Origin of the sequence: uncultured Amaricoccus sp. (assembly GCF_937891315.1) — a bacterium.
GTDB lineage: Bacteria > Pseudomonadota > Alphaproteobacteria > Rhodobacterales > Rhodobacteraceae > Amaricoccus.
In genome coordinates, this window is the sequence record NZ_CALAGI010000109.1 from 1 (window position 1) to 23,501 (window position 23,501).

Consider the following 23,501-nt stretch of genomic DNA (forward strand, 5'->3'; position numbering starts at 1 on the left):
CGTTTCCAGACGAGCGTGGGCGAAGGTGTCATGACTTATGGCGGCTGGTATAAGTTTTCGCGTCCAGCAGTCGGTCGGCGCGAATGGGGAGTGAGCATGTTCGATTGGGTTGTGATGTTGCTCGGGAATGGAGGATATCTCGGCATCTTCCTGTTGATGCTCGCCGAGAACCTGTTCCCGCCGATCCCGTCGGAGTTGGTGATGCCGCTCGCCGGCTTTCTCGCCGCGCAGGGTGCCATGTCGCTTCCGCTTGCGATCGTCGTCGGCACCGCCGGCTCTGTGGCGGGTGCGCTCTTCTGGTACTGGGTGGGGCGTCGCTTCGGCGAGGCGCGGCTGCGCCGAATGGCGGAGCGGCACGGGCGCTGGCTGACGGTCTCGCCGAAGGACGTGGACACCGCCTCGGTCTGGTTCGGTCGCAATGGCGGCCGGATGGTCTTGCTCGGTCGGATGGTCCCGGCGGTGCGAACGCTGATCTCGATCCCGGCCGGGGTGGCCCGGATGCCGCTGCCGTCGTTCCTGGCGCTCACCGCCGCCGGAAGCGCGCTCTGGACCGGGGCGCTCGCCGTGGCGGGCTTTCTTTTGGAAAGTCAGTACACCCGCGTCGAGGGGTGGGTGAACCCGGTCTCGACGCTCGTGGTGGCGCTCCTCGTGCTCTGGTATGTTGTGCGCCTCGTCCGGGTGCGGCGAGTCTGAGAGGGTCCGGCGATTGCGTATCCTGCTGATCGAGGACGACCGGATGATAGCCGACGCGCTGCGCCGGGCGCTGGCTGGCGCCGGCATGGAGGTCGACTGGGCGCGCGACGGCGAGGAGGGCGAGGGCGCGCTCCGGGACGCGACGCACGCGCTGGTGCTGCTCGACCTCGGGCTGCCCCTGCGCGACGGGTTCGACCTTCTGGCGAGCCTCCGGCTGCGCGGCGACCGGGTGCCGCTGATGGTGCTGAGCGCCCGCGACGACTTGGAGAGCCGGGTGCGCGGTCTCGACTTCGGGGCGGACGACTACCTGGTGAAGCCCTTCGAGATGACGGAACTGCTGGCCCGGATGCGGGCGCTCTTGCGGCGCCAGGCGGGGCATGCGCATTCGGTGATCGGTACCGACGAGACCAGACTCGACCTCGCGACCCGGCAGCTGACCTTCCGCGAGAGCAACGAGGTGCTTCCGGCCCGCGAGTTCGCGCTGATGCGGGCGCTGCTGGAACGGCCGGGGCAAATCCTGTCGCGCAGCCAACTCGAGGACCGGATCTACAGCTGGGGCAACGAGGTGGAGAGCAACGCGATCGACGTGCTCATCCATTACGTGCGGCGCAAGTTCGGGGCGGAGGTGATCCGCAACGTGCGCGGAGTCGGCTGGCTGGTGCCGCCGCGCCCCTGATGTCGCTGCGCCGCGCCACGATCCTGACGCTCGCCACGCTGCTTACCGTCGTCGGTGTCGTCGCGGGGCTCGCCTCCTACTGGATCGCCGGGCGCGAGGCGAACGAGTTCCTCGACCTGCAGCTGCGCCAGATGGCGCAGCTCGTCGGCAATGCCGAGCGTCTGGCGGGCAAGCTTCCGCCGCATGATGGCGAGGACGACCTGATCGTCGAGATCCGTTTCGCGGACGGCCGGGCACAGGTGTGCGCGCCGGCGGCCTGCCGCTTTCCGCCGGCGGGGGAGACCGGCTTCTCGGACCTCTCGGTCGCCGGGAACATCTGGCGGGTCTTCGCCCTCGCTCTGCCCGATCGGACGGTGCAGGTCGGCCAGCGTCACGAGGTGCGCCGCGAGATGGCGCAGGGCGCGGCGATCGCGGCGCTGCTGCCGCTGCTGCTGCTGATCCCCATGGTGTGGATCGTGGTCGACGTCGTGTTGCGGCGGACCTTCCGCCGGCTGGAGGCGGTGACCGGGGTCATCGCCGCGCGTGACGCCGCCGACGTGACGCCGATCCCGGAGAGCCAGGTGCTGGTGGAGGTGCGACCGCTCGTCAGCGCGATGAACGGGCTCCTCGCACGGCTTCGGGCGCTGATGGACCAGCAACGGGCCTTCGTCAGCGACGCCGCGCACCAGCTCCGCACCCCGCTGGCGGCGCTGACGCTCGAGATCGGCAACCTGCGCACCGCCGGGGATGACGGGATGCGGGAGGAGCGGCTCGCCTTCGTGGAGGCGGCTGTCCGGCGCGCCTCGGGACTCGTGGGCCAGCTCCTGCGTCTGGCGCGGCAGGAGGCCGGCCCCCGCCGCGCAAGCGCGCGCGTACCGCTGGCCGAGGTGGTTCGCGAGACGATCGGCGCGCTGGCGCCGCTGGCGATTGCGCGAGGGATCGACCTGGGGCTGGTGGCGGAACTGGAGGCGGATATCTTGGGCGATCGCGAGGATTTCCGCACGCTCATCGAGACGCTGCTTGACAACGCGGTGCGCTACACGCCCGAGGGCGGCACCGTCGATGTCGAGATGCGGGCCACGCCGGAGGGGCCGCTGATCCGCGTCCTCGACACCGGGCCCGGCATACCGGCCGATGCTCTGCCCCGGCTTTTCGAGCGCTTCTTCCGCGTCGACGGGCAGGAGGCCGAGGGCAGCGGGCTCGGCCTCGCCATCGCTGACCTGATTGCCCGACGCCATGGGATCACCCTCGATCTCGCCAACCGGACTGACCGCCGTGGCGTCGAGGCCCGGATGCGGTTTCGCCAGGACAAACCCCTAAGTCGGCCCTAAGTCGCGACCGCGATTGTCCCGCCCGAATCGAGCGGTACGGGACGCACAATGGACGGGACTAGGGCCCTGGGGCTGGCCGCGGGGTTGCTCGGTGCGCTGGCGACGCAGCCGCAAGGCGCGCGGGCTGACGACTGGCTTACGACGAGCGGCGACGTGCTGGAGATTGTCCTGCCGCTCGCGGCCGCCGCCTGCGCGACGAAGCAGCGGCGGCTCGCGAGCTATGCCACCGGCTTCGTCGCGCTGACGGCCGCCACGCAAGGGCTGAAGTACGGCCTCGGCGGCGCCCAGATCAATCAGCGGCCAAACGGGCAGTCGCACGGCTTTCCTTCCGGTCACACCGCGGCGGCGGCATCCGGTGCGACCGATCTCGCTGTGCATTGCGCTCCCGGCAACCGGGCGGTCGCAGCGGCGGGCGCGGCGGCGACCGCCCTCGTGGCGGCTTCGCGGCTGGATGCCGATGAGCACACCTTGCTCCAGGTCGCGGCCGGGGCCGCGCTTGGCGCGCTCTCGACAGGTATACAGGTCACTTCCACGCCGCGGGGCGGCTTCGGACTTGTCTACGAGTTCCAATTCTGAAGGCGGCCGATTCCTGACGAAGCGGGATGGCAGTGGTCAAGTCGCAGTTTACGCGACGATCCGGGCAGAGCGCCGGCATCCGTGCGCAAGCGAAGGAGATCAGCGACGACTCTCGTCACTTGCGGCGCGGTTGTTGCGCGTCTCTGGCTGGTGACGGCGTGAACCGCGATGACCTCACTCCGCGTGACGTGTCAGCAAATCGTTCACCACCGCCCGCAGGATCTCGTCCGAAGTGGCCCGGTCCGTCACCGCGCGCGACAGAATGATTGCCCCGACCATCTCGGCCAATGTGGCGATGGCCTCCTCGCGGGCGACCCGGCCGTCGCCCGGGACGAGCGTGGTCAAGAGCGCGATGTACTTGCCGATCAAATCGCCGAACAACGCCTGCAAGGCCGGGTCGGTGCTGCGCGCGGCGTCGATGGCAAGCGTTGCAAGGCTGCATCCGCTGGAAGGTGCGTCGCGGTGCTCGGGCGAGACGTAGAACCGCACCAGGGCCGAGAGCGGGTCATCAGCCCCATCAAGAACAGCGGAAATCTCCGAACTGGTCCCTTCGACCGCGTGGGCGACGGCCTGCGCCGCCAGATCATTCTTGGACCTGAACTGTCGGTAAAAGCCGCCGTGCGTCATCCCCGCCGCCTTCATCAGATCGGCGATGCCGATGCCGTCGATCCCACGTTCGCGGAACAGCGTCGCCGCCGTGTCGATGACATGGGCGCGGTTCAATTCGACCTGCTCCCTGGTGATTTTCACGATGACCCAACCTTTGCTGTTGACAATGATTACGATCATCATCATATGAGTGGTGTGATGACGATCGTAATCATAAGATCCATCCCGGATCAAGGATTGGCCGCGGAATGAAGTCCTATCTTTGCAAGTACATCCCGCCTCGCGCCGATTTCCTGGCCACGATGACCGAGCAGGAGCGCGCCTGGATGGGTCAGCATGGCGCATTTCTTGACGACCTTCTGGAACAGGGCGTCGTTGTCGCGCATGGCCCGGTCATCGACCCGGCCGGCGGCTATGGCGTCTCGCTCTACAGGATCGCCGACGATCATGACATCGCGGAGCTGACCGCACGGGACCCGATCGTCCGGAACGGCGCAGGTCACTACGAACACTTCCCCATGCCGCATCTGAAAGTGCGCGGCTGACCGGGCACATCGCCCCACGTCTCCAAGGAAACCACGATGTCCATCGCCCTCGTAACCGGCGCCTCCAGCGGCATCGGCGCAGTCTACGCACGCCGCCTGGCCGCCCGTGGCCATGACCTCGTGCTCGTCGCCCGGGCTACCGACCGGATGAACGCGCTCGCCGCCGAGCTGCGCCGAACGCACGGCGTCACCATCGACGTGCTGACGGCCGATCTGACCGACGACGCCCAACTCGCCAGCGTCACCAACCGCCTGCGCGGCGACCCGCCGGTCGATATCCTGGTGAACAACGCCGGCGCCGCGGTTCCGGGCGGATTCCTGGCCGCCGAGGCGGAGCGGCTCGACCAGCTGCTGCGCCTGAACGTGCGCGCGCCGACCCTGCTGGCGCAGGCCGTCGTCGGCGGCATGGTGGCGCGCGGCCATGGCGCGATCATCAACGTCGGCTCGGTTCTGGGGCTGCTGCCGGAGTATTCGCCCGGCATCTATTCCGCGACCAAGGCCTACGTGCAGGTGCTTTCACAGAGCCTTGCGACCGAGGTGTCCGGAAAGAACATCCAGGTTCAGGCCGTCCTGCCGGCGGCCACCCGCACCGAAATCTATGACCGCGCGGGCGGCGACATCAACGCCGTGCGGAACGTGATGGAGGTCGAGGCGCTGGTCGATGCCGCCCTGGTTGGCTTCGACCGCAAGGAGCTGGTGACGATTCCCGCCGTGCCGGACGAGGCGACCTGGACCGCCTTCGAGCAGGCGCGGCTTACGCTGGCCGGTGGGTTCAGCAACGCTGAGCCCGGCGCGCGCTATCGCGCCTGAAAACCCTGAAAGGATGCGCAAGATGACAACCAACACCCGCGGCACAGCCGTGATCACTGGCGCGGCGGGCGGCATCGGACTTGCCACCGCCAAGGCGCTGCAATCGGCCGGCTACCGCGTCTTCGGCACCAGCCGGAAACCCGTGGCCTCGCCGCCGCCGGGTTTGACGATGCTGGTCTGCGACGTGACCGACGATGTGTCCGTGGCGCGGATGGTGGCGGAGGTGACGCGGCAGTCCGGCCGCATCGACGTTCTGGTCAACAACGCGGGCAGCGCGTTGATTGGCGGGGCCGAGGAATCGTCCATCGATCAGGCCAAGGCGCTGTTCGACACCAATGTCTTCGGCATGATCCGTGTTACCAACGCCGTTCTGCCGATCCTGCGCCGGCAAAAGACCGGTCGGATCGTCAACATCAGCTCCGTGGTTGGGTTCATCCCCAGCCCGTTCAGCACACTCTATACCGCGACCAAGCACGCGGTCGAAGGCTATTCGGAATCGCTGGACCATGAGGTCCGCGGCTTCGGCATCCGCGTGCTGCTGGTCGAGCCCGCCTTTACCAGCACCGGGTTGGACCACAACGCCCCCGAGCCGGACCGGATGATGGCAATCTATGATGCCGCCCGCGCCGCCGCGATCAAGCTGTGGAACACCGCAATTCAGACCGGCGACTCGCCCGACGTAGTGGGCGCCGCCGTTGTGACCGCCGCGACCGCCAAAGCGCCGAGGCTGCGCTACCCGGCCAGCAAGACCGCCCGGAGGCTGCGCGTTACGCGCCGCTTCGTGCCCGCCGCGGCCTTTGACAGGCGCCTGCGCAAGCAGATGGGGCTCCCGGTTTGACGCGTAGCCGACAACATCCGTCGGTCAAACCCGTCCCCGCCCGCCGGCCGTTCGCATCGCTTGTTGGAACATCGTGATCCGCTGACCCGGTGGTGTTCCTTTGCGTGGTGTAGCTGGCGGGGCCAGCGCGAGCTCGGGCATGGCCGGGTCGATCGGTCCGGAGGGGCAGGCCGGCGACGGGATCATCGGCGACGGAGGCGATGGTCCCGAGGGTCGGCGAGTTCGGCCGCGGAAGCCTCCACCTGAACCTTCAGGTCGGCGATCTCGACGTCGGCGCGCGTCGCGAGCACGATGCTGCGCCGGCCAAGGTCACCCTGCTGCTCGAACAGCGCCTGCAACTCGTCCTGAAGGGACAACTGCGCGGTGGCCGTGTCGTCGGGATTGGGCATCGGTCGGGACATCAACGGGTCTCCTCTTGTCCGGTAGAGAGGAGGATTCGCGGCCGACTCGGGCCAGAAAAGCCAGTCTGCGCCAATGCCGCTTTCGCGTTCGGGAGCCTGTCAATGACGGCACATTCTCCGCTTCGACTTGCCGGGCTGGTGACTTCATCCTGAAAGCTGCTGCGACGGCGCCCGACTTTGGATGCGGCTGGGCGCGAGTCGGGTTCGCAGCGACTTCGATGGCGGTCGAGTTGGTGATAGCGGAAAGTGGTGGAGGGGGTCAGGGGGCGAGGAGGTCGGTCAGGAAGGTGGAGGTGGGAGATTTTCCCGAGATGAGGAGGCGTTCGCGGGCTCTTGTTCCGGCGACGTAGAGGAGGTGGCGCTCGGTCGCGTAGGTTTCGGCGAGCGCGGTTTCGTCGGTCGCGGCGGCGAGGCGGCGGGCGGCGGGCAGGACGGCGGCGTCGCAGGCCATGACGGCGACGGCGCGGTATTCGAGACCCTTGGCGGCGTGCATGGTGGCGAGGGCGACGCGGCCGGCGGAAGCGGTGGCGGATCCGACGAGGCGGGCGGCGTCGAGGGCGGCGTCGGCGATGGCGCGCTCGGCGCGGGGAAATTCGTCGATCGAGCGGACGAGGACGGCGATCTCCTCGGGACGGATACCATCGGCCACGAGCGCGGCGAGCCAGTCGGCGACGAAGGCGCTCTCGGCGTCCTCGGTCGGGAAGGCGCGGATCTCCGGGGCGGGGCCGTCGAAGACGGACTGGACGCCGGCGCGGTCCTCCTCGGCGCCGTCGAGTTCGAGAAGGCGCGGCGGCAGCAGCAGGTCGGCGCGGCGGCGGATCTGGCGGGAGGTGCGGTAGTTCACCTTGAGCGCGCGGGAGCGGCCGCGGATCTCCACACCTTCGGCGGCCCAGGCGAAGGCCGGGCGAAAGATGCGCTGGCCGATGTCGCCGGCGAAGAACAAGCCGTTGATTTCGCGGGAAACGGCGGCGCGGAGGAAGCGGAGTTCGGCCAGCGTCAGATCCTGGGCCTCGTCGACGAGGATGTGGTCATAGGGCGGCGCCGCCTCGGCGGCGAGGGCGGCGGCGGTGTCGTGGAGGGCCTCGGCGTAGGTCTTCAGACCGCGGGCGGCGAGGGCGGCGCGGGCGCGGGCGAAGACGGTCCAGAGCGCGTCGCGGCGGTCGCCGGTCAGACGGACGCGGCGGCCGTGACGGGGCATGTCGCGATAGGTGGCGGCGTCCCGGACCGCGCGGGCATCGACGACCAGCCGCCATTCATCGCGGAGAAAAGCCGGGTCCACCGACGCCCCCTCCGCCGCCGTGGCGAGGGCGGCGGCGACATCGAGGGCGGTGGCGACGCGGACGGGACCGAGCAGGCGTTCGTGCTCGGCCAGCGCGGCGGAGCGCAGGTCGGAGACCCGAAGGTTCGGGGGCGCGGCGAGCAGGCGCAGCTTGGCGCGGAGACCATCGGCGAGGCGCTCGCTCCAGGTGGTGAGGAGCAGGCGGGCGGCGGGATCGGCGCGGGCGAGGCGGAGGGCGCGGTGGAGGGCGACGATGGTCTTGCCGGTGCCCGCGCTGCCGGTTACGCGCGCCGGGCCGGCGAAGTCCTTGTCGGCGAAGGATCTTTGCGCGGGGTGGAGCCAGATTGTCCACCTCTCCCACGGGGCCTCCAGCGCGCGGGCGAGTTCGTCGGAATCCGCGAGCAGGCGGAAGCGGCGCTGCGCGTCCGGGTGCTCGAAAGGGTCCGGGGTCGGGGCCGGCGCCGCGGGCTGGATGCCGGCGCTGAGGTTGATCAGGGCTTCCAGCGCCTCGGCCGGGAGATGGTCGGCGAGGTCGAGGAGGGTCTCGTCGGTGGCGGCGCGGACATCCGCCAGCCAGTCGGGCGGGACGCCGCAGAGCAGCAGCGTGGCCTCCGGCGCGCGGGCGAAGAGCGGCGGCGAAGCCGCCGGGGCGGGAACGGCGACGCGAATTTCCTCAACGAATTCGCGAACTTCCACGAGCTGTGCCGCGCCGGTCGCGGGATGCGTCTCCAGCCGGCGGCGCTCGGCCCAGGCATAGGCGGCGTCGTGGTGGCCGACCCAGGCGAGGAGCGTGTCGCCGGACCGCTTGTGCAGCACGATGCGCAGGTCGCGGGTGACGCGGGCGGTCCAGAAATCGCGGTCACGCGAGCGCTCGACCCGGTGGAGCTGGAGGCCGGGGGCGCTGGGGTCGACCTGGAGGTCGAAGGCGGCCTGCTTCGCCGCGGCCTTTTCCGGGGCGGTCAGGCGGTCGAGGGCGGCGGTGAAGGTGTCGGCGATGCGAAGGGTCATCGGGGGAAAATATTCCTGTTTTCGCCGAGGTTTGACGAGGCACCGCCGATGCACGACCGATGCACAACCCATGCACAAACCATGCATACGTTTTTCGGGCGCGGACCGGCCGTCAGGGTCGGGCCGTCCTCCACGATGCGCGCGGATCGGTGGTGACGAGAACGCGGGTGGGCGCGGGCACCCATGCCTTACACCCCGAACACCTTCATCACCTCGTCCCCGAGGTGGTTGATGACCTTCACCGCGATACGCCCCGACTTCGGGCGCGCGAAGGGTCGCGAGACGGTGGCCTTGAGGCTTTCCCAGGCGTCCTCGTCGATCTCGGCCTTCAGGGTGGTGCGGATCGTCTTGTAGGGGAGGTCGGCGGCGGGGAAGTAGGCGTGGCGGACGAAGAAGGACTCCTCGTTATAGTCGGTGTCGATGAACCAGCAGGCGATCTCGTCGGGCTCGGAGGAGGCGACTTCGCCGAGGGAGGGTTTGAAGATGTCCACGCCCTTGAGTTCGACGCGAAGGGTGGCGCCGTCGTCGTGGATCTTCACGTCGGGCTCGCCGAAGATGGTGAAGAGGTTGCCGCCGCCGGCTTTCAGCGCGTCGGCCATGTGCAGGTCGGGGTTCATGCGGGCCTGAAGGACGGGGACGCGGCCGAGGCGGTGGAATTCGGAGGCGTGGGCGTCGAAGTTGAAGGCGCAGGCGATCACCACGTCGAAGCCGGCCTCCGCCGCCTCGCGCGCCGCGGCCACGAGGTCGGCGCGCTGGACGGTGCCGTATTCCGGGCCGATGAAGATGGCGGCGCGGCGTTCGGTCGGGCTGTCCGGGTCGCCCTCGGGGTAGCGGCCTTCGGCGCAGACCAGTTCGCCCGGCCAGGGTTTCAGCGAGGTGAAGGCGATGCGGTCGCCCTTGTCCTTCTGGTGGACCCCGGCGCGGCGGAGGTTTTCGAGGATGGCCTCGACGTAGGATTCCGCCTCGGCCTCGCGGGAGCGCAGGCCGCGGGAGGCGTCGAGTTCGTCGATCAGCTCGCCATTGATGCCGACGGCGGCGGATCGTTCGACCGAGCCACCCGCGGCAGGCCGCAGAGGCGATGCGCCGGGCGAAATGGGATCCCGCGACCGACCGGGTCTCTCGGCCGGGAACCATCGGTCGCCGATTGGGCGCATCTCGCGCCGTTCCGGCAGCGCCGCGGGTGCCGCCAGCACCGACCGGCTGGGAAAGGACATTGCTCGTCCCTTTGGTTCGTCCAGTCCTTGCGAAAGGCTCCCCCGGTCGTCGGGCATTCCCGCCTCCGAGCCGCCGGCGGTCCCGCGCGGGTTTGTTTCCTGAGGGCGTGGCGGCATGGGCCACCAGCGCCTCGACAAACTCCCCAGCCACCGGTTCCTTCCGGGCATCGTCGGATATCCGGTGACCGGGGCCGCGCCCGCCGAGATCCTGGTGGAAACGGTCTCCGCTCGCGCGGAGCATCGTCGGACGGCGGTCGTTCCCCGCGACTGCCCGGCCGAAGCCCGGGTCTGATCCCGTCCAGCCCTCACGCGGGTCTTGCGCTTCGCGCCTGCGGCTGGAGCGGGTCGCGCCAGACCGCTTTCCTCACGAGGAGCCGGCGCTCCATGAAGAGCAGGAACCCCGCCATCTCGGCATCGACGTCATAATATGGCGCGATCCGGGTGAAGCCGAGGCGGGCGTAGAGCCGGTGCGCCTCGTGCTGGAGCGGACCCGTGTCGAGACGGGCGACGCTGTACCCCCCCGCCGTGGCTTCGGCCAGAAACCGCTCGGCGAGAGCGAGGCCGAGGCCGTGACCCTGATGCTCGGGCGCGACGAACATCCGCTTCATCTCGCAGGCGCCGCCGCCGAGATCGCGGAGGGCGACGCAGCCGGCGGGCTCGGCCCCGACGCGGGCGAGGAGGAGGCGGCCGGCGGGGGGCGCGAACTGGCCGGGGAGTCCGGCGAGCTCGGCCTCGTAGGCGGCCGGGTCGAAGTAGCGGTCGAGCATCGCGCGGTGCGCGGCGTGGCGCTGGTAGTGCCAGGCCACATAGCGGCGCATCAGGCCGCGGACGGCGTCGATGTCGTCGGGCTCGGTCGCCTGGTGGATGGTTGGCTCGCTCATCACTTCCTCCTTTACCGCGGATGCAGCCATTTGGGGAGCAGCGCGCCGGTGTCGACATGGTCGCGCCCGCGCGGCACGCCGTGGCTGGCGAGGAGCGCGTCGAGACCGCCGTCGTCGTGGGCGGCGAAGGTCGCGGTGCAGCCCCCGACATGCGTGCCGCCGACGAAGAGCTGGGGGATCGTCGGCTCGCCGGTGCGGGCGAGGAGGACGGGGCGGAGCGCCGTGCCGAGCTCGCCCGCCTGCATCGCGACCGAGTCGAGATCGACGGAGCGGAAGGGGATGCCGCGGGCGGCGAGGAACTTGCGGAGCGCCCAGCAGAATTCGCACCATTCGAGCGCGAAGAGCACGACCGGGGCCTCGGGATCGGCGATGGCCGCCTCGAACCAGGCGACGGCCTCCGGGCTCGGCTCCACCGGCGCCGCCGCGGGCGCGGCGGGTCGCGACGGGCCGCCGATGCGGTAGTCCTCGGTCGAGGCGGCGATCTCCTGCTCCTCCCCGGTCATATCCTCGGGGATGTCGGCGAAGAGCGGGGTCGAGAGGTAGCGCTCGCCGGTGTCGGGCACCATGAAGAGGATCGCGCTCCCCGCCGGCATCTCCTCGGCCACGGCGCGGGCGGCGGCGAAGGTGGCGCCGCCCGAGAGGCCGCAGAAGATGCCCTCGCGCCGGGCGAGATCGCGGGCGCCCGCCATCGCGTCGGCGCCGTTCACCCCGAAGACGCGGTCGACATGGCCGGCGTCGAGCGCGGCTTGCGTCAGCTTCGGGATGAAGTCGGGGCTCCAGCCCTGCATCAGGTGCGGGCGGAACATCGGGTGCGACGCCGCCGGGCTGCCGTCCGCCGCCCGCGCCTGTGCGATACCGCTGGCGAGGATCGGGGCGTTGTCGGGCTCGCAGGCGATGATGCGCACCTCCGGCCGCTCGGCCTTCAGCACGCGGGCGACGCCGTTCAGCGTGCCGCCGGTGCCGGTGCCGGTGACGAAGGCGTCGAGCCGCCGGCCCTCGAAGGCGGCGAGGATCTCGCGCGCGGTGGTGCGGGCATGGGCCTCGGCGTTCGCCTCGTTCTCGAACTGGCGGGCGAGGAACCAGCCGTGCTTCTCGGCGAGCTCGCGGGCCTTCGCGGCCATGCCGGTGCCCTTCTCGGCGGCGGGGGTCAGCACCACGCGGGCGCCGAGAAAGCGCATCAGGCGCCGGCGCTCGACGCTGAAGCTCTCGGCCATGACGACGACGAGGGGATAGCCCCGGACGGCGCAGACCATGGCGAGGCCGATGCCGGTATTGCCGCTCGACGCCTCGACGACGGTCTGGCCGGGGCGGAGCGACCCGTCGCGCTCGGCCGCCTCGATGACGGCGAGGGCGAGGCGGTCCTTGACCGAGCCCATCGGGTTGAACGCCTCGAGCTTGGCGTAGAGCGCGGCCTGGGCGGGGGCGAGCGCGTTCAGGCGGACGACGGGGGTGTCGCCGATGGTGGCGAGGATGTCGGGGTGAAGGGCGGGCATGGGGGTGTCCTCCGTGAGAAAGGGTGCGCGAACAGGGACGCGGGGCGTTTCGTCCAGCGCGGCGATGATCAGGTATCCGATATTGAAAGGGTGCCGCCCGCCGGTCGCCCTCCGGGGAGGCGGGGCGACCGGACATGCCGGTCCTTTTCGCGAAGGTTCGCGGTCGCCGGCCGGGGGGGCTCCGGCTCAGAGGCGGCGGACGTCGTCGCGGGTCAGGCCGATGTCGCGGAGCAGATGATCCTCCATCCGCGCGAGCTGGCGCTCGGCGCGGTAGCGAGCGTCGCGCTCCATCGCGGCGCGGAGCAGGGCGGCGAGGCGGGCGCGGAGCCAGCGGCGGGTCGCCCGGAGGATCGGGGCGCCGGCCGGAGCGGCGGCGGTGGGGGTCTGGATCGTCATGATTGTCACCTTCGTTGCGTCTCGGCGGGGACGGGCAGGGCGCCCGATGCTCGATGGAGAGACTTTTAACGCGGCGGGTCGCGGCCGGTCCTTACCGCGGGCCGATCTTTGGCTTATCATCGCGGAGCATTTCAGCCGGCCGGTGCCCCTTGCCCACGTCCTTCGGCCCCTTCGAACTCGACGAGGACGCCCGCGGCCTGACGCTGCGCGGCGTGCCGCAGGATGTGCAGCCGCTGGTTTTCGACCTCCTCGCCTATCTCGTGCGGAACGCCGGGCGGGTGGTGCCGAAGGACGAGCTGATGGACGCGCTCTGGCCCGACCTCACCGTCACCGAGGCGTCGCTGCAGCGCGCGGTCAGCCTCGCGCGCCGGGCACTGGCCGCCGGCGGGATGGAAAAGGCGATCCGCAGCTTCGTCCGCCACGGCTACCGGTTCGGTCTCGACCCGGACTTCGGCGCGCCCGAGGGGCCGCCGGTCGCCGACCCGCGCGGCGAGGCCCACCGCCGCGTCCGGGCCTGCGACTGGCCGGGCGCGCGCGCCCTGTTCGAGGCGATCCCGGCCGACCGGCTGACGCCGGAGGATATCGACCTCTGGGCGCTCGCCGTCGAATGCGGCGGCCGGCCGGCGCTGGCGCTGCCGCTCCTCGCCCGCGCCGTGGCCGCCCACGAGGCCGCCGGAACGCCGCTCGGGGCGGCGCGGGCCGCGGTGACGCTGGCGAAGATCGAGCTCGAACGCAGCGCCTCCGCCGTGGCCGGTGGCTGGCTCGACCGGGCGGAGTCGCTCCTCGGCGGCGCGAACGACCCCGGTGTGCGCGCATACCTGCTGTGGATGCGCTCGCGCCTCGCCACCTTCGGCGGCGACGCGGACGCGGCGCTCGACCTCGCGAGCGAGGCGGTCACACTCGCCGAGCGGTCGGGAAACCGCGGGCTCCGGGCGCTGACGCTGGCCTACAAGGGCTTCTACAACCTCTCGCTCGGCCATGTCGGCGAGGGGGCGGCCCAGCAGAACCACGCCGCCGCCATCGCGCTCTCGGGCGAGATCGACCCGGTGACCGGCAGCCTTGTCTATTGCAACATCCTGTGGAGCGCCCGCGCCTTCGCCGACTGGGAGCGCGCGTGGCAGTGGAGCCAGGGCTTCGAGACCTGGTGCGAGGCGAGCTTCGCGGCGCCGCCCGGCGCGTGCGACCTGCACCGCGCCGAGATCCTCGGGGCCAGGGAGACGCTGCCCGAGGCGCTGGAACGGATCGAGCGCGCGCTCGACAAGCTCGTCGACGAGGAGGCCTGGTGCATCGGCGAGGGCCTGCGCGTCCGCGGCGACATCCGCGTGATGATGGGCGAGCTCGACGCCGCCCGCGCCGACCACGCCGCCGCCTACGCCGTTGGCTGGGACGCCGAGCCGGGCAACGCCGTCCTGCTCTTCGAGGCGGGCGAGACCGACGCCGCGCTCGCCGCCCTTGACCGGGCGCTGGCCGGGCGGAGCTGGTTCCACCTGCAACGTCGCGGCTATCTCCTTGTCAACAAGGCGCGGATCGCCGCCCTCGGCGGCCGGCCGGAGGTCGCTTCGGCGCTCCTCGCCGAGATCGAGGCGAGCCCGGGGCGCTGGCCGCAACCGGCGATCCAGGCGCTGCTCGACGAGACCCGCGCCGCCCTCTCGCCCGACCCGGCCGAGGCCCGGCGCCTGCTCCTCCTCGCCCGCCAGCTCTGGACCGCGGCCGGGCTCGACTACCACGCCGCCCGCGTCCGCCTCATGCTCGCGCGCGATCATCTCGCGGCGGGCGACGCCGCCGGGGCGGTGACCGAACTCGCCGCCGCCCGGCTCACGACCGCCCGCGACGGCGCCCATCGATTGCTGGTGGAAATCGACGCCCTCCTCGCGGGGCTCGCGAAAGATCAGGCAAGGATCAGCGCCCGGTAAGGACGCGCGCGCCCCGCCTCGGGCACCTTCTCCCCGTCACGATCCCCGTGGCGAACCCGCGGCCTCCCGAGGCCGCCCGCAAGGGAGAACACCCATGAAGCTCTATGTCATCCGCCGCCCCAGCGCCTGGGCGAACCTCGCCGAGCTCGAAGCGGCCGGTGCCAAGTCCGCGCAGGTCGGAGAGGACGAGTTTCCCGACACCATCCGCTGGATCCGCAGCTATGTCGTCCACGAGGCGGACGGGCGCATCGGCACCTTCTGCATCTATCAGGCCGAGAACGGCGACGCGATCCGCGCCCATGCCGCCCGCGTCGGAATGCCCGGCGAGGAATTCTACGAGGTGGCGACGACCGCGATCATCCGGCCCGACCCGGTCGAGATGGCGATGGCCTGACCGCTGCCCGAAGGGGGCGGCGCCGCCGCCCCTGATCCCCCTTTCCCCGAGCCTTGAGCGAGCCCCGCCATGACCGCCTACCGCATCACCCCCGCGACCAGCGTCTATACCGACGTGTTCCGCGCCCACGCCTTCGCCGCCGACAGCGCCGGCCCCGACTCGCTGACCGTCGACGCCGGAGCCTTCCTCGTCGCCAACCGCCTCGGCATCGGCGCCTATCTCGGCGGCACCGGGGCGTGGACCGTCTCCGTCGCCGGCAGCGTCGTCTCGACCTACGAGGAAGGAATACTCCTCGCCCCCGGCGCCGACGGCTCCCGCGTCACCATCGGCGCCGAGGGCAGCGTCAGCGGCAAGATGGGCATCACGCTCGTCAGCGCCGCCACCGTCGAGAACGCGGGTTCCATCGTCGGCACCACCTTCTACGGCATCCAGGTCGACAAGGGCGCGACCCACACCATCGTCAACAGCGGCACCATCGAGGCGCCGATCGCCATCGGCGACTCGCTCGGGCTCGCCGCCGATACCGTCACCAACACCGGCACGCTGACCGGCGGCGTCTTTCTCAGCGGCGGCACCGACACGCTGACGAATGGCGGCGCGATCACCGGCGACGTCGGCCTCGGCGACGGCGCCGACGTGCTGACCAACTTCGTCACCCGGGCGGGCGTGACCGTCAGCGGCGGTATCGCCGGCCTGATCGACCTCGGCGCCGGCAACGACCGCTTCGCCGGCGGCACCGGCGCGGAGCGGGTGCAGGACGGCGACGGCGCGGACAGCGTGGCACTCGGCGACGGGGGCGACCGCTACATCGCCACCGGCAACGGCGGCGGCGACGGCGCCGACACCGTCGCGGGCGGCGGGGGCGTCGACACATACGACGCCAGCGCCAGCACGGTCGCGGTCGCGGTCAATCTCGACAGCGTCGCGCACGGTCTCGGCCCGGTCTCGACCAGCGGCGGCAACATGGCGGCCCAGACCGCGACGGGCGCGACGGTGGCGGGCGCGAGCCTCGACCGGATCACCGGCTTCGAGAACGCCACCGGCGGCGCGGCGGGCGACCGGCTGCACGGCTCGGGCGTGGCGAACGTTCTCAAGGGCAACGGCGGCACCGACATGCTGTTCGGCTATGGCGGCGACGACACGCTCTCGGGCGGCGCGTCCTTCGACAATCTCGTCGGGGGCGCCGGGCGTGACGTTCTGACCGGTGGAAGCGAGGCCGACAGCTTCGACTTCGCCGCGCGCACCGACAGCGGCGTCACCGCCGCCACCCGCGACGTCATCACCGATTTCGAGGACTTCGTCGATGTCATCAACCTCGCGCCCATGGATGCCGACAGCACCCGGGCCGGCAACGACGCCTTCCGCTTCATCGGCATGCACACCGCCTTCACCGGCCACGCCGGCGAGCTTCGCGCCGTCTTCTCCGGCGCCGGCGAGGTCGTGGAGGCCGACACGAACGGCGACGGCATCGCGGACTTCTCGGTCGCGCTCCGCGACAGCGCCCATTCGATCGTGCTGTCGGCCGCCGACTTCATCCTGTGACGCCGCCTCCCGGACCAGGACGCCAGCGGAAGGCCCCCGCGCGGGTGGCTCGCCGTGGGAGCCATGACCGCCCTCAGGCGTCGCGCTGTATGATCCAGTCGACCTCGGGGGCGGGGACGAAGCGCCAGTTGCGGCGCGGGCCGGCCATGACGTTGAGATAGTAGAGCTCGAAGCCGTAGGGCGCGCCGCAGGGGTGGTGGCCGCGCGGCACGAGGACGACGTCGCCGTCCCTGACCGCCATCGTCTCGTCGAGGAGGCCGTCGTCGGTATAGACGCGCTGGATGCCGAAGCCGTCCTTCGGGTTCAGGCGGTGGTAGTAGGTTTCCTCGAGATAGGTGATGCGCGGGAAGTCGTCCTCGTCGTGGCGGTGCGACGGGTAGGACGACCAGTGCCCGGCGGGGGTGAAGACCTCGGTGACGAGGAGCGAGTCGCACCAGTCCTCGTTCTCCATCGCGATATTGTTGATGTGGCGGGTGTTGGTGCCCTTGCCGCGCGTGGTCAGGGTGATGCCGTCGGGTCCGATGCGCCGGGGCGGGTGGCCGCCGCGCCCCGGCGCCGCGCAGACGGCGAGGACGCAGTCGGTCTCGGCGGTGGCGCTCCAGTCGCTGCCGTTCGGCAGATAGAGGCAGTGCGGCGGCGTCTTCTCGAAGACGCACCGGCGCTCGCCTAGGACGCCCCAGTCCTGGCCGGCGCCCTCGATCCGCGCCTTGCCCTCTACCATGACGAGGATGACCTCGCGGTCGCCGGTGGCCTCGGTGGCGCTGTCGCCGGCCCGGAGCCGGTAGAGCGAGAAGCCGACGTAGCGCCAGCCGGCGGAAGCGGGTGTGATCTCGTGCACCTTGCCATGGGTGCCGAACGGCTTGCGGATGAGCGGCGACATGGGTTCGTTCCTCGATAGGGGCGGGGCGCCGGGACGCTCGGACCCGGGCTGCCCCGGTGTCAGTTGAAAACGCGCTGGCGCGCGCTGTTGGCGGCGTAGGTCGCGCGGGCCTTCTCGAGCCGCTCCGGCCCACCGACCGCGGGCACCGCGACATCCCACCAGTGGCCGCCGGCGCCGGTGCCGGAGACGGCCTCGGTATCGATGACGATCACGCTCGGGATGTCGCGGCCGCGGGCGGCGATGATGCGCGCTTCGAGATCGGCGATGTCGCGCGCCTTCTCCGCATGGGCGCCCATCGATGCCGCGTGGGCGACGAAGTCGATCTCGGGCTGCGCCGCGACGGCCGAGTCCTTGTACATGTTGTTGAATTCGGCGCCGCCGCAAGCCTGCTGCAGCCGGTTGATGCAGCCATAGCCGCGGTTGTCGGTCAGCACGATGGTGAAGGGCACCCGCCGCATCACCGCCGTCGCCAGTTCGGAGTTCGCCATCATGTAGCTGCCGTCGCCGACGAAGCAGATCACCTCCTTCGAGGGATCGGCGAGCTTGATCCCTATCGCGCCGGCGACCTCGTAGCCCATGCAGGAGAAGCCGTATTCCATGTGATAGCCGCCCTTCGCCGCCTGCCACAGCACCTGCAGCGCGCCGGGCATGGTGCCGGCGGCGCACATGGCGACGGTATTCCCGGTGGCGATGCGCTGGACGGCGCCGATCACCTGCGCGTCCGACGGGAGCTTGTTGGCGTCCCTCGCCGGGGCGGCGGTGACCTTCGCCACGGTCGCGTGCCAGTCGCTCCGCGCCTTGGCGTCGGCCGCGCCGAAACGGGTGTCCCCGAGGGCGGCGTCGATCTTGCCGAGCGTCACCTTCGCGTCGCCGACCACGCCGAGGGCGCCGTGTTTCAGCGCGTCATAGCCGTGGACATTGATCGAGACGAGGCGGCGGTCGGGATTGGCGAACACCGTCCAGGAGCCGGTGGTGAAGTCCTGGAACCGCGTGCCGATGCCTATGACCAGATCCGCCGCGGCGCAGGCGGCGTTGCCGCAGGCCGAGCCGGTGACGCCGGGTGAGCCGAAATTCATCGGATGCTCGAAGCCCGTCGCCCCCTTGCCGGCCTGGGTCTCGACGATCGGGATGTTGCGGCGCGCGGCGAAGTCGGCGAGCAGGTCGTCGGCTTGCGCGTAGAGCACGCCGCCGCCCGCGACGATCACCGGCGCCTTCGCCGCGCGGATCGCCGCGACGACCGCCGCGACCTCCGCCGGGTCGGGTTCGGGCCGGCGGATGCGCCAGACGCGGGGCTCGAAGAAGGCGACCGGATAGTCACAGGCCTCGGCCTGGACGTCCTGGCAGAAGGCGAGGCAGACCGGGCCGCAGTCGGCGGGGTCGGTCATGGTGCGCAGCGCGCGGGGCAGCGCGGTCAGGATGTGCTCGGGCCGGGTGATGCGGTCGAAGTAGCGCACCACCGGCTTGAAACAGTCGTTGGCCGAGACCGTGCCGTCGTCGAAATCCTCGATCTGCTGCAGCACCGGGTCGGGCCGGCGGTTGGCGAAGACGTCGCCGCAGAGAAACAGCACCGGCAGGCGGTTGACATGGGCGAGCGCCGCCGCCGTCACCATGTTGAGCGAGCCCGGCCCGATCGACGAGGTGACCGCCTGCGCCCGCCGCCGCCGCGTGGTCTTGGCGTAGGCGATGGCGGCATGCGCCATCGTCTGCTCGTTCTGGCCGCGCCAGGTCGGCAAGCTGTCGCCGATGCCGTGCAGCGCCTCGCCGATGCCGGCGACATTGCCATGGCCGAAGATCGCCCAGACGCCCTCGATGAAGCGCGTCCCCTCCTCGGTCATCTGCACGCTCAGCCAGCGCATCATCGCCTGCGCCGCCGTCAGCCGGATGGTGTCCATCGTCTCGCTCCCGTCCATCACGCCACCGCTTCCGTCGCCGACGCCCGCGCCTCGTCCCAGAGCCCGCAGAGCCGGGCGTAGCGCCGCGCCATCTCCGCCACCGCCGCGTCGTCGGCGATCGCGCCCGTCATCCAGTCGCGCGCGACCGAGCCGAAGATCGTCCGCCCGACGGCGAAGCCCTTGACCAGCGGAAAGCCCGCCGCCGTCGCAAAGCTCAGCCCCAGCTCGGCCTCCGGCGCGTCGAGGCCGAGCACGACGATGCCGCGGGTATGGGCGTCGTTCTCCTCGATGGCCGCGATGGCATTGGCCCAGGCGGCGCGCGAGGTCATCGGTTCGAGCTTCCACCAGTCGGGGAAGATGCCGGCGGCGTAGAACTGCCGGATCAGCGTCGCGGTGGTCATGTCGTCCACCGGGGCGACCTTCGACGGGATGATCTCGAGCAGGAATTCGAGCCGGTTGCGGCGCGAGGCTTCCCAGAGCCGCCGGACCGTCGCCTCCTGCCGGCTCCGCGTCGCCGCGTCGTCGTCCGTGTGGCAGAAGACGAGCACCTTGACCACGTCCTCGCGCGCCCATTCGCCGAGGCCGCCGCAGTCGGCGCCGAGTTCGGGCTCCAGTTCCAGCGGCCGCGAGCCCGGCCATTCGCACGGCCGCCCGATCCAGAGGCCCGAGCCGGAGGCGGCGTGCAGCGCCGCCCGGCCGAGGCGGTTGTCGCAGAGGATGCCATAGCCGGGGCGGCCGTCCGCGACCCGGAGGGCGGCGGCGAGGCAGAGCTGCTTGAAGGCGCCGATCTTCTCGGGGCTGGCGCCCGCCATCTCCTCGAGCTGCATCCGGTGGTCGAAGGCGAAGACCCGCATCGTCGAGAAGTCGCCGCCATGCTCGCGGCTCCGGTTGGTCGCCCAGTGGATCTGTTCGAGCGGCTGGTCGTTGCGCAGATCCGGGCGAAGAACGCCGCGACCGAGGAAGAAGTCGAGCTCGGTCAGCGACGGATAGGCTGGGGTACAACCGTGGCGCGAGACGGCGAAGGCGCCGCAGGCATTGGCGAGCTTCAGGCTGGTCGGCCAGTCCTCGCCCGTGAGCCAGCCGCGCAGCAGGCCGGAAAAGAAGCCGTCGCCGGCGCCCAGCACGTTGAAGACCTCGATCGGAAAGCCGGGGCCGGTCTGGCCGTCGTCGAGGCTCGCGGGGATCGCGCCGACGAAGGCCGAGGCGCCCCGCGCGCCGCGCTTGCAGACCAGCGTCGCGTCGGAGACGGCGCGCACCGCGCGCAGCGCTTCCAGCGTGTTGGTGGAGCCGCCGGCGATGTGGAACTCCTCCTCGGTGCCGACGATCAGGTCGAAGAGACGCAGCGTCGCCCGCAGCTTCGCCGTCACCGCCGCGCTCTCGACGAAGCGGCTCTCGCCCTCGCCGTGGCCGGCCACGCCCCAGAGGTTCGGGCGATAGTCGATGTCGAGGGCGGTGCGGGCGCCGTGCTTCTTCGCGAGTTCCAGCGCCTTCAGCACCGCCGCCGCGGTGCGTGGATGGCTGAGATGGGTGCCGGTGGCCAGCACCGCGCGGGCCGAGGCGACGAAATCCTCGTCGATGTCGGCCTCGGTCAGCCCCATGTCGGCGCAGTCCGCGCGGTAGAAGATCAGCGGAAAGCGCGCGTCGTCGCGGATGCCGAGCAGCACGAGCGCGGTCAGCCGATCCGGGTCGATCTTGACGCCGCGGGTGTCGACGCCTTCGCGCGCCAGCTGCTCGACGATGAAGCGCCCCATATGCTCGTCGCCGACGGCGGTGATGACGGCGCTCTTCAGCCCGAGCCGCGCCGTGCCGCAGGCGATGTTGGTCGGCGAGCCGCCGATATATTTCGAGAAGCTCCCCATATCCTCCAGCCGACCGCCGATCTGGTCGCCGTACAAGTCCACCGAAGACCGCCCGATCGTGATCAGATCCAGAGTTTTCGCCATATCCGCCCCCTTTACCCGATGATCTCGGAGACCTTCACGACGCGGCCCTCGGCCAGCGACTTGACGGCCGCGTCGGCCAGCGCCAGGGCCAGCAACCCGTCCTCGCCCGTGACCGGCGGCTCCTGACCCTCGCCGATGGCGGCGACGAAGGCCGCGATCTCGGCGGCGTAGGCGTCGGCATACCGCTCCATGAAGAAGTTCAGGATGGGCGGCCGGGAGAAGCCTTCGGCGGTAGCGACCTGCACCGTGCTCTCGTGGATGTTCTCGGCGTAGACCGCGCCTTTCTCGCCCAGCACCTCGATGCGCTGGTCGTAGCCGTAGGTCGCCCGCCGCGAGTTCGAGATGACGCATTGCCGCCCCGAAGCGGTGAGGAGGATCACCGTTGCGCTGTCGATGTCGCCGGCCTTGCCGATCTCGGGGTCGGTCAGGACCGAGCCGGTCGCGATCACCCGGTCCACTTCCTCGCCGAGCAGCCAGCGGCCCATGTCGAAGTCGTGGATGGTCATGTCGCGGAACAGTCCGCCGGAGCGCGCGATGTAGGAAACCGGCGGGGCGCCCGGATCGCGCGAGGTGATCGACACCATCTCGACCTTGCCGACGCGGCCGGCGTCGATCGCGTCCTTGACGGCGCGGAAGTCCGGGTCGAAGCGGCGGTTGAACCCGACCATCAGCGTGGCGCCGGTTTCCTTCACCACCTTCAGCGTCTGCTGGACGCGCGAAAGCGACAGGTCGACCGGCTTCTCGCAGAAGATCGCCTTGCCGGCCCTGGCGAAGCGCTGGATCAGGTCGGCGTGGGTATCGGTCGGGGTGCAGATCAGCACCGCGTCGATGTCCCCGGATGCCTCGATCGCGTCGAGGCCGCGGACCTCGGCGCCGTACTGGGCCGCGAGAGCCGCGGCCGCGTCAGGCAGCGCGTCGGTGACGGCGACGAGCGTGGCGTCGGGGTTGCCGGAGACGGCGCGGGCATGGGCCTTGCCGATGCGGCCGGCACCGAGGAGGGCGAAGCGGACGGTCATGGTCGTTTCCTTCTGGGCAAAGGGGGCTCAGGCCGCGACGAGCGCCGGCACGGTGAAGGCCTCGCGGAAGCGCTCGAGGGCGAGTTCGTCGTCGCCGGAGGCGAAGCCTTCGAGGCCGACGACGCCGGAATAGCCCATCTCGCGCAGCGCGCGGGCGATGGCGGGGTAGTTGATCTCGCCGGTAAAGGGCTCGCAGCGGCCGGGGACGTCGGCGACCTGGATTTCGCCGATGAACGGCAGCGCCCGGCGGCAAAGCTCGATCAGGTTCCCCTCGCCGATCTGGGCGTGGTAGAGATCGAGCATCAGCCGCAGCGACGGACGGTCGACCGATGCGACGAGGGCGAGGGTGTCCTCCGCCCGGGCGAAGGGCGTGCCGGGGTGGTCGACCGGCAGGTTCAGGTTCTCGAGCACGAAGGTGACGCCGGCCTCCTCGCCGAGATCGGCGACGCGGTTCAGGGTGTCGCGGGCCTTGAGCCACATCGCCCCGGTGACGACCTCGCAGGGCTGTACCGGCAGGCCCTTGCCGTCGAGCCCGGTGCCGTGAAGGTTGAGCCGCGGGATGCCGAGCTCTTTCGCCACCGGAACCGACTGGCGGGCGGTCCTGATGAGCTCGTCGGCGCCGGCGTCGTCGGCGAGCGTTCCGGTGACATAGCCGGTCATGGAGGAAAAGGTCGCGCCGGTGCCGGCGAGGGCCTTGATGTCGTGCTTCGTCCAGTCCCAGATCTCGACGAGGAAGCCGAGATCCTTGAGCCGGTTCACCCGGTCGAGGATGGGCAGGCCGCGGAACAGCATCTCCGCGCTGGCGGCCAGCGGGAAGGGAACGTCGCGGAAGAGCGGTGCGGCGGGCATGGTTGCTCCGGTGGATGAAGGGCATGGAGGGTGCTCGGCCCCGAAGGGCCGGACGCCGGGTTCGTCAGATCGTGCCGCCGAGAGAGCCTTCGAGGTTGGCCATCTCCTGGCCGCCGGCCATGAGATCCTGAAGCTCCTCCGGCTTGATTTCGCCGCGGGCGGCGGTGCCGAGGGTCTTGCCGCGGTTCAGCACCGTGAAGCGGTCGCCGACCGCCATGGCGTGGCGGACGTTGTGGGTGATGAAGACGACGCCGATCCCCTGCTTGCGCACCCGGTCGATGGTCGCGAGCACGTTCGAGGTCTGCCGCACGCCGAGCGCCGAGGTGGGCTCGTCGAGGATCAG

The 23,501-nt window shown here is 70.8% G+C and carries 22 protein-coding genes and 2 pseudogenes; 10 read left to right on the forward strand and 14 right to left on the reverse strand.

Annotated elements, in window-relative coordinates; all coding sequences use genetic code 11:
* Positions 1–96 precede the first annotated feature (96 nt).
* From Q0480_RS10180 to Q0480_RS10195, 4 genes are read left to right on the forward strand one after another with little or no spacing between them, the layout of a single operon-like run.
* Positions 97–693: a DedA family protein gene (locus Q0480_RS10180; protein ID WP_299132588.1), complete on the forward strand. Its 597-nt coding sequence runs from the start codon at positions 97–99 to the stop codon at positions 691–693.
* 13 nt (positions 694–706) lie between these two features.
* Positions 707–1,369 (forward strand): response regulator transcription factor, encoded by a 663-nt coding sequence (locus tag Q0480_RS10185; RefSeq protein ID WP_299132589.1) that lies wholly within the window; start codon positions 707–709, stop codon positions 1,367–1,369.
* Positions 1,369–2,679 (forward strand): ATP-binding protein, encoded by a 1,311-nt coding sequence (locus Q0480_RS10190; RefSeq protein ID WP_299132590.1) that lies wholly within the window; start codon positions 1,369–1,371, stop codon positions 2,677–2,679. The genes Q0480_RS10185 and Q0480_RS10190 overlap by 1 nt, the downstream gene beginning before the upstream one ends.
* Positions 2,680–2,727: 48 nt before the next feature.
* Positions 2,728–3,255 carry a phosphatase PAP2 family protein gene (locus tag Q0480_RS10195; RefSeq protein WP_299132591.1) on the forward strand — a complete coding sequence of 176 codons (528 nt, stop codon included), beginning with the start codon at positions 2,728–2,730 and terminating at the stop codon, positions 3,253–3,255.
* A 174-nt stretch (positions 3,256–3,429) separates the two neighbouring features.
* Here Q0480_RS10195 and Q0480_RS10200 read toward each other — a convergent pair whose 3' ends face one another.
* Positions 3,430–4,047 (reverse strand): TetR/AcrR family transcriptional regulator, encoded by a 618-nt coding sequence (locus tag Q0480_RS10200; protein WP_299132592.1) that lies wholly within the window; start codon positions 4,045–4,047, stop codon positions 3,430–3,432.
* 65 nt (positions 4,048–4,112) lie between these two features.
* On the opposite strand from Q0480_RS10200, the gene Q0480_RS10205 reads away from it, so the two are divergent.
* The 3 genes from Q0480_RS10205 to Q0480_RS10215 are packed head-to-tail and all read left to right on the forward strand — an operon-like array spanning position 4,113 to position 6,057.
* Complete coding sequence (locus Q0480_RS10205) at positions 4,113–4,409, forward strand: YciI family protein (RefSeq protein WP_299132593.1); 297 nt, start codon at positions 4,113–4,115, stop codon at positions 4,407–4,409.
* Positions 4,410–4,445: 36 nt separating this feature from the next.
* Positions 4,446–5,219, forward strand: a complete 774-nt coding sequence (locus Q0480_RS10210; protein WP_299132594.1) for an SDR family oxidoreductase — start codon at positions 4,446–4,448, stop codon at positions 5,217–5,219.
* Between the two features lie 22 nt (positions 5,220–5,241).
* Positions 5,242–6,057 carry an oxidoreductase gene (locus Q0480_RS10215; RefSeq protein WP_299132595.1) on the forward strand — a complete coding sequence of 272 codons (816 nt, stop codon included), beginning with the start codon at positions 5,242–5,244 and terminating at the stop codon, positions 6,055–6,057.
* A 182-nt stretch (positions 6,058–6,239) separates the two neighbouring features.
* On the opposite strand, the gene Q0480_RS10220 is transcribed toward Q0480_RS10215, so the two are convergent.
* The 7 genes and pseudogenes from Q0480_RS10220 to Q0480_RS10250 all read right to left on the reverse strand — a co-directional run bounded on the left by Q0480_RS10220 (position 6,240) and on the right by Q0480_RS10250 (position 12,729).
* Positions 6,240–6,458, reverse strand: coding sequence for a hypothetical protein (locus Q0480_RS10220; protein ID WP_299132596.1), 219 nt, complete (start codon positions 6,456–6,458; stop codon positions 6,240–6,242).
* 259 nt (positions 6,459–6,717) lie between these two features.
* On the reverse strand, positions 6,718–8,745 hold the full coding sequence (locus Q0480_RS10225; protein ID WP_299132598.1) for a 3'-5' exonuclease: 2,028 nt from the start codon (positions 8,743–8,745) through the stop codon (positions 6,718–6,720).
* A gap of 188 nt (positions 8,746–8,933) precedes the next feature.
* A complete protein-coding gene (locus Q0480_RS10230; RefSeq protein WP_299132600.1) occupies positions 8,934–9,959 on the reverse strand; it encodes a hypothetical protein in 1,026 nt (341 codons plus the stop codon).
* Positions 9,960–10,264: 305 nt separating this feature from the next.
* Positions 10,265–10,840 carry a GNAT family N-acetyltransferase gene (locus tag Q0480_RS10235; protein WP_299132602.1) on the reverse strand — a complete coding sequence of 192 codons (576 nt, stop codon included), beginning with the start codon at positions 10,838–10,840 and terminating at the stop codon, positions 10,265–10,267.
* Positions 10,841–10,851: 11 nt separating this feature from the next.
* Positions 10,852–11,253, reverse strand: coding sequence for a glutaredoxin (locus Q0480_RS10240; RefSeq protein ID WP_299132618.1), 402 nt, complete (start codon positions 11,251–11,253; stop codon positions 10,852–10,854).
* Positions 11,254–11,292: 39 nt separating this feature from the next.
* Positions 11,293–12,333: pseudogene (gene cysK / locus Q0480_RS10245) on the reverse strand (cysteine synthase A); the annotation flags it as partial.
* 186 nt (positions 12,334–12,519) lie between these two features.
* Positions 12,520–12,729, reverse strand: a complete 210-nt coding sequence (locus Q0480_RS10250) for a DUF1127 domain-containing protein (RefSeq protein ID WP_299132604.1) — start codon at positions 12,727–12,729, stop codon at positions 12,520–12,522.
* A gap of 149 nt (positions 12,730–12,878) precedes the next feature.
* Here Q0480_RS10250 and Q0480_RS10255 point away from each other — a divergent pair, with 149 nt between their 5' ends.
* From Q0480_RS10255 to Q0480_RS10265, 3 genes are all read left to right on the forward strand, one after another.
* Positions 12,879–14,642, forward strand: coding sequence for a winged helix-turn-helix domain-containing protein (locus Q0480_RS10255; protein WP_299132606.1), 1,764 nt, complete (start codon positions 12,879–12,881; stop codon positions 14,640–14,642).
* A 94-nt stretch (positions 14,643–14,736) separates the two neighbouring features.
* A complete protein-coding gene (locus tag Q0480_RS10260) occupies positions 14,737–15,036 on the forward strand; it encodes a nickel-binding protein (RefSeq protein ID WP_299132608.1) in 300 nt (99 codons plus the stop codon).
* A 69-nt stretch (positions 15,037–15,105) separates the two neighbouring features.
* Positions 15,106–16,578: a hypothetical protein gene (locus Q0480_RS10265; protein ID WP_299132609.1), complete on the forward strand. Its 1,473-nt coding sequence runs from the start codon at positions 15,106–15,108 to the stop codon at positions 16,576–16,578.
* A gap of 73 nt (positions 16,579–16,651) precedes the next feature.
* Here the strand turns inward: Q0480_RS10265 and iolB are convergent, their stop codons facing one another.
* The 6 genes and pseudogenes from iolB to Q0480_RS10295 form a co-directional block, all read right to left on the reverse strand.
* The gene (gene iolB, locus Q0480_RS10270; RefSeq protein ID WP_299132611.1) at positions 16,652–17,458 is read right to left on the reverse strand and encodes a 5-deoxy-glucuronate isomerase; all 807 of its coding nucleotides are present in this window, start codon (positions 17,456–17,458) and stop codon (positions 16,652–16,654) included.
* A gap of 59 nt (positions 17,459–17,517) precedes the next feature.
* Positions 17,518–19,368 (reverse strand): 3D-(3,5/4)-trihydroxycyclohexane-1,2-dione acylhydrolase (decyclizing), encoded by a 1,851-nt coding sequence (gene iolD, locus Q0480_RS10275; RefSeq protein WP_299132612.1) that lies wholly within the window; start codon positions 19,366–19,368, stop codon positions 17,518–17,520.
* Complete coding sequence (gene iolC / locus Q0480_RS10280) at positions 19,368–21,293, reverse strand: 5-dehydro-2-deoxygluconokinase (RefSeq protein WP_299132614.1); 1,926 nt, start codon at positions 21,291–21,293, stop codon at positions 19,368–19,370. The genes iolD and iolC overlap by 1 nt, the downstream gene beginning before the upstream one ends.
* Before the next feature lie 11 nt (positions 21,294–21,304).
* On the reverse strand, positions 21,305–22,309 hold the full coding sequence (iolG, locus tag Q0480_RS10285; protein ID WP_299132615.1) for an inositol 2-dehydrogenase: 1,005 nt from the start codon (positions 22,307–22,309) through the stop codon (positions 21,305–21,307).
* 27 nt (positions 22,310–22,336) lie between these two features.
* A complete protein-coding gene (locus tag Q0480_RS10290; RefSeq protein WP_299132617.1) occupies positions 22,337–23,158 on the reverse strand; it encodes a TIM barrel protein in 822 nt (273 codons plus the stop codon).
* 64 nt (positions 23,159–23,222) lie between these two features.
* Positions 23,223–23,501 (reverse strand): annotated as a pseudogene (locus Q0480_RS10295) (sugar ABC transporter ATP-binding protein); the annotation flags it as partial.

Coding starts and splice junctions, on each gene's coding strand:
- Q0480_RS10250 (WP_299132604.1), bottom strand. CDS start 12,729: ATGACGATCCAGACCCCCACCGCCGCCGCTCCGGCCGGCGCCCCGATC.
- Q0480_RS10290 (WP_299132617.1), bottom strand. CDS start 23,158: ATGCCCGCCGCACCGCTCTTCCGCGACGTTCCCTTCCCGCTGGCCGCC.
- iolG (WP_299132615.1), bottom strand. CDS start 22,309: ATGACCGTCCGCTTCGCCCTCCTCGGTGCCGGCCGCATCGGCAAGGCC.
- Q0480_RS10220 (WP_299132596.1), bottom strand. CDS start 6,458: ATGTCCCGACCGATGCCCAATCCCGACGACACGGCCACCGCGCAGTTG.
- Q0480_RS10190 (WP_299132590.1), top strand. CDS start 1,369: ATGTCGCTGCGCCGCGCCACGATCCTGACGCTCGCCACGCTGCTTACC.
- iolC (WP_299132614.1), bottom strand. CDS start 21,293: ATGGCGAAAACTCTGGATCTGATCACGATCGGGCGGTCTTCGGTGGAC.
- Q0480_RS10205 (WP_299132593.1), top strand. CDS start 4,113: ATGAAGTCCTATCTTTGCAAGTACATCCCGCCTCGCGCCGATTTCCTG.
- iolB (WP_299132611.1), bottom strand. CDS start 17,458: ATGTCGCCGCTCATCCGCAAGCCGTTCGGCACCCATGGCAAGGTGCAC.
- Q0480_RS10195 (WP_299132591.1), top strand. CDS start 2,728: ATGGACGGGACTAGGGCCCTGGGGCTGGCCGCGGGGTTGCTCGGTGCG.
- Q0480_RS10230 (WP_299132600.1), bottom strand. CDS start 9,959: ATGTCCTTTCCCAGCCGGTCGGTGCTGGCGGCACCCGCGGCGCTGCCG.
- Q0480_RS10260 (WP_299132608.1), top strand. CDS start 14,737: ATGAAGCTCTATGTCATCCGCCGCCCCAGCGCCTGGGCGAACCTCGCC.
- Q0480_RS10225 (WP_299132598.1), bottom strand. CDS start 8,745: ATGACCCTTCGCATCGCCGACACCTTCACCGCCGCCCTCGACCGCCTG.
- Q0480_RS10210 (WP_299132594.1), top strand. CDS start 4,446: ATGTCCATCGCCCTCGTAACCGGCGCCTCCAGCGGCATCGGCGCAGTC.
- Q0480_RS10200 (WP_299132592.1), bottom strand. CDS start 4,047: ATGATGATCGTAATCATTGTCAACAGCAAAGGTTGGGTCATCGTGAAA.
- Q0480_RS10180 (WP_299132588.1), top strand. CDS start 97: ATGTTCGATTGGGTTGTGATGTTGCTCGGGAATGGAGGATATCTCGGC.
- Q0480_RS10265 (WP_299132609.1), top strand. CDS start 15,106: ATGACCGCCTACCGCATCACCCCCGCGACCAGCGTCTATACCGACGTG.
- Q0480_RS10215 (WP_299132595.1), top strand. CDS start 5,242: ATGACAACCAACACCCGCGGCACAGCCGTGATCACTGGCGCGGCGGGC.
- iolD (WP_299132612.1), bottom strand. CDS start 19,368: ATGGACGGGAGCGAGACGATGGACACCATCCGGCTGACGGCGGCGCAG.
- Q0480_RS10235 (WP_299132602.1), bottom strand. CDS start 10,840: ATGAGCGAGCCAACCATCCACCAGGCGACCGAGCCCGACGACATCGAC.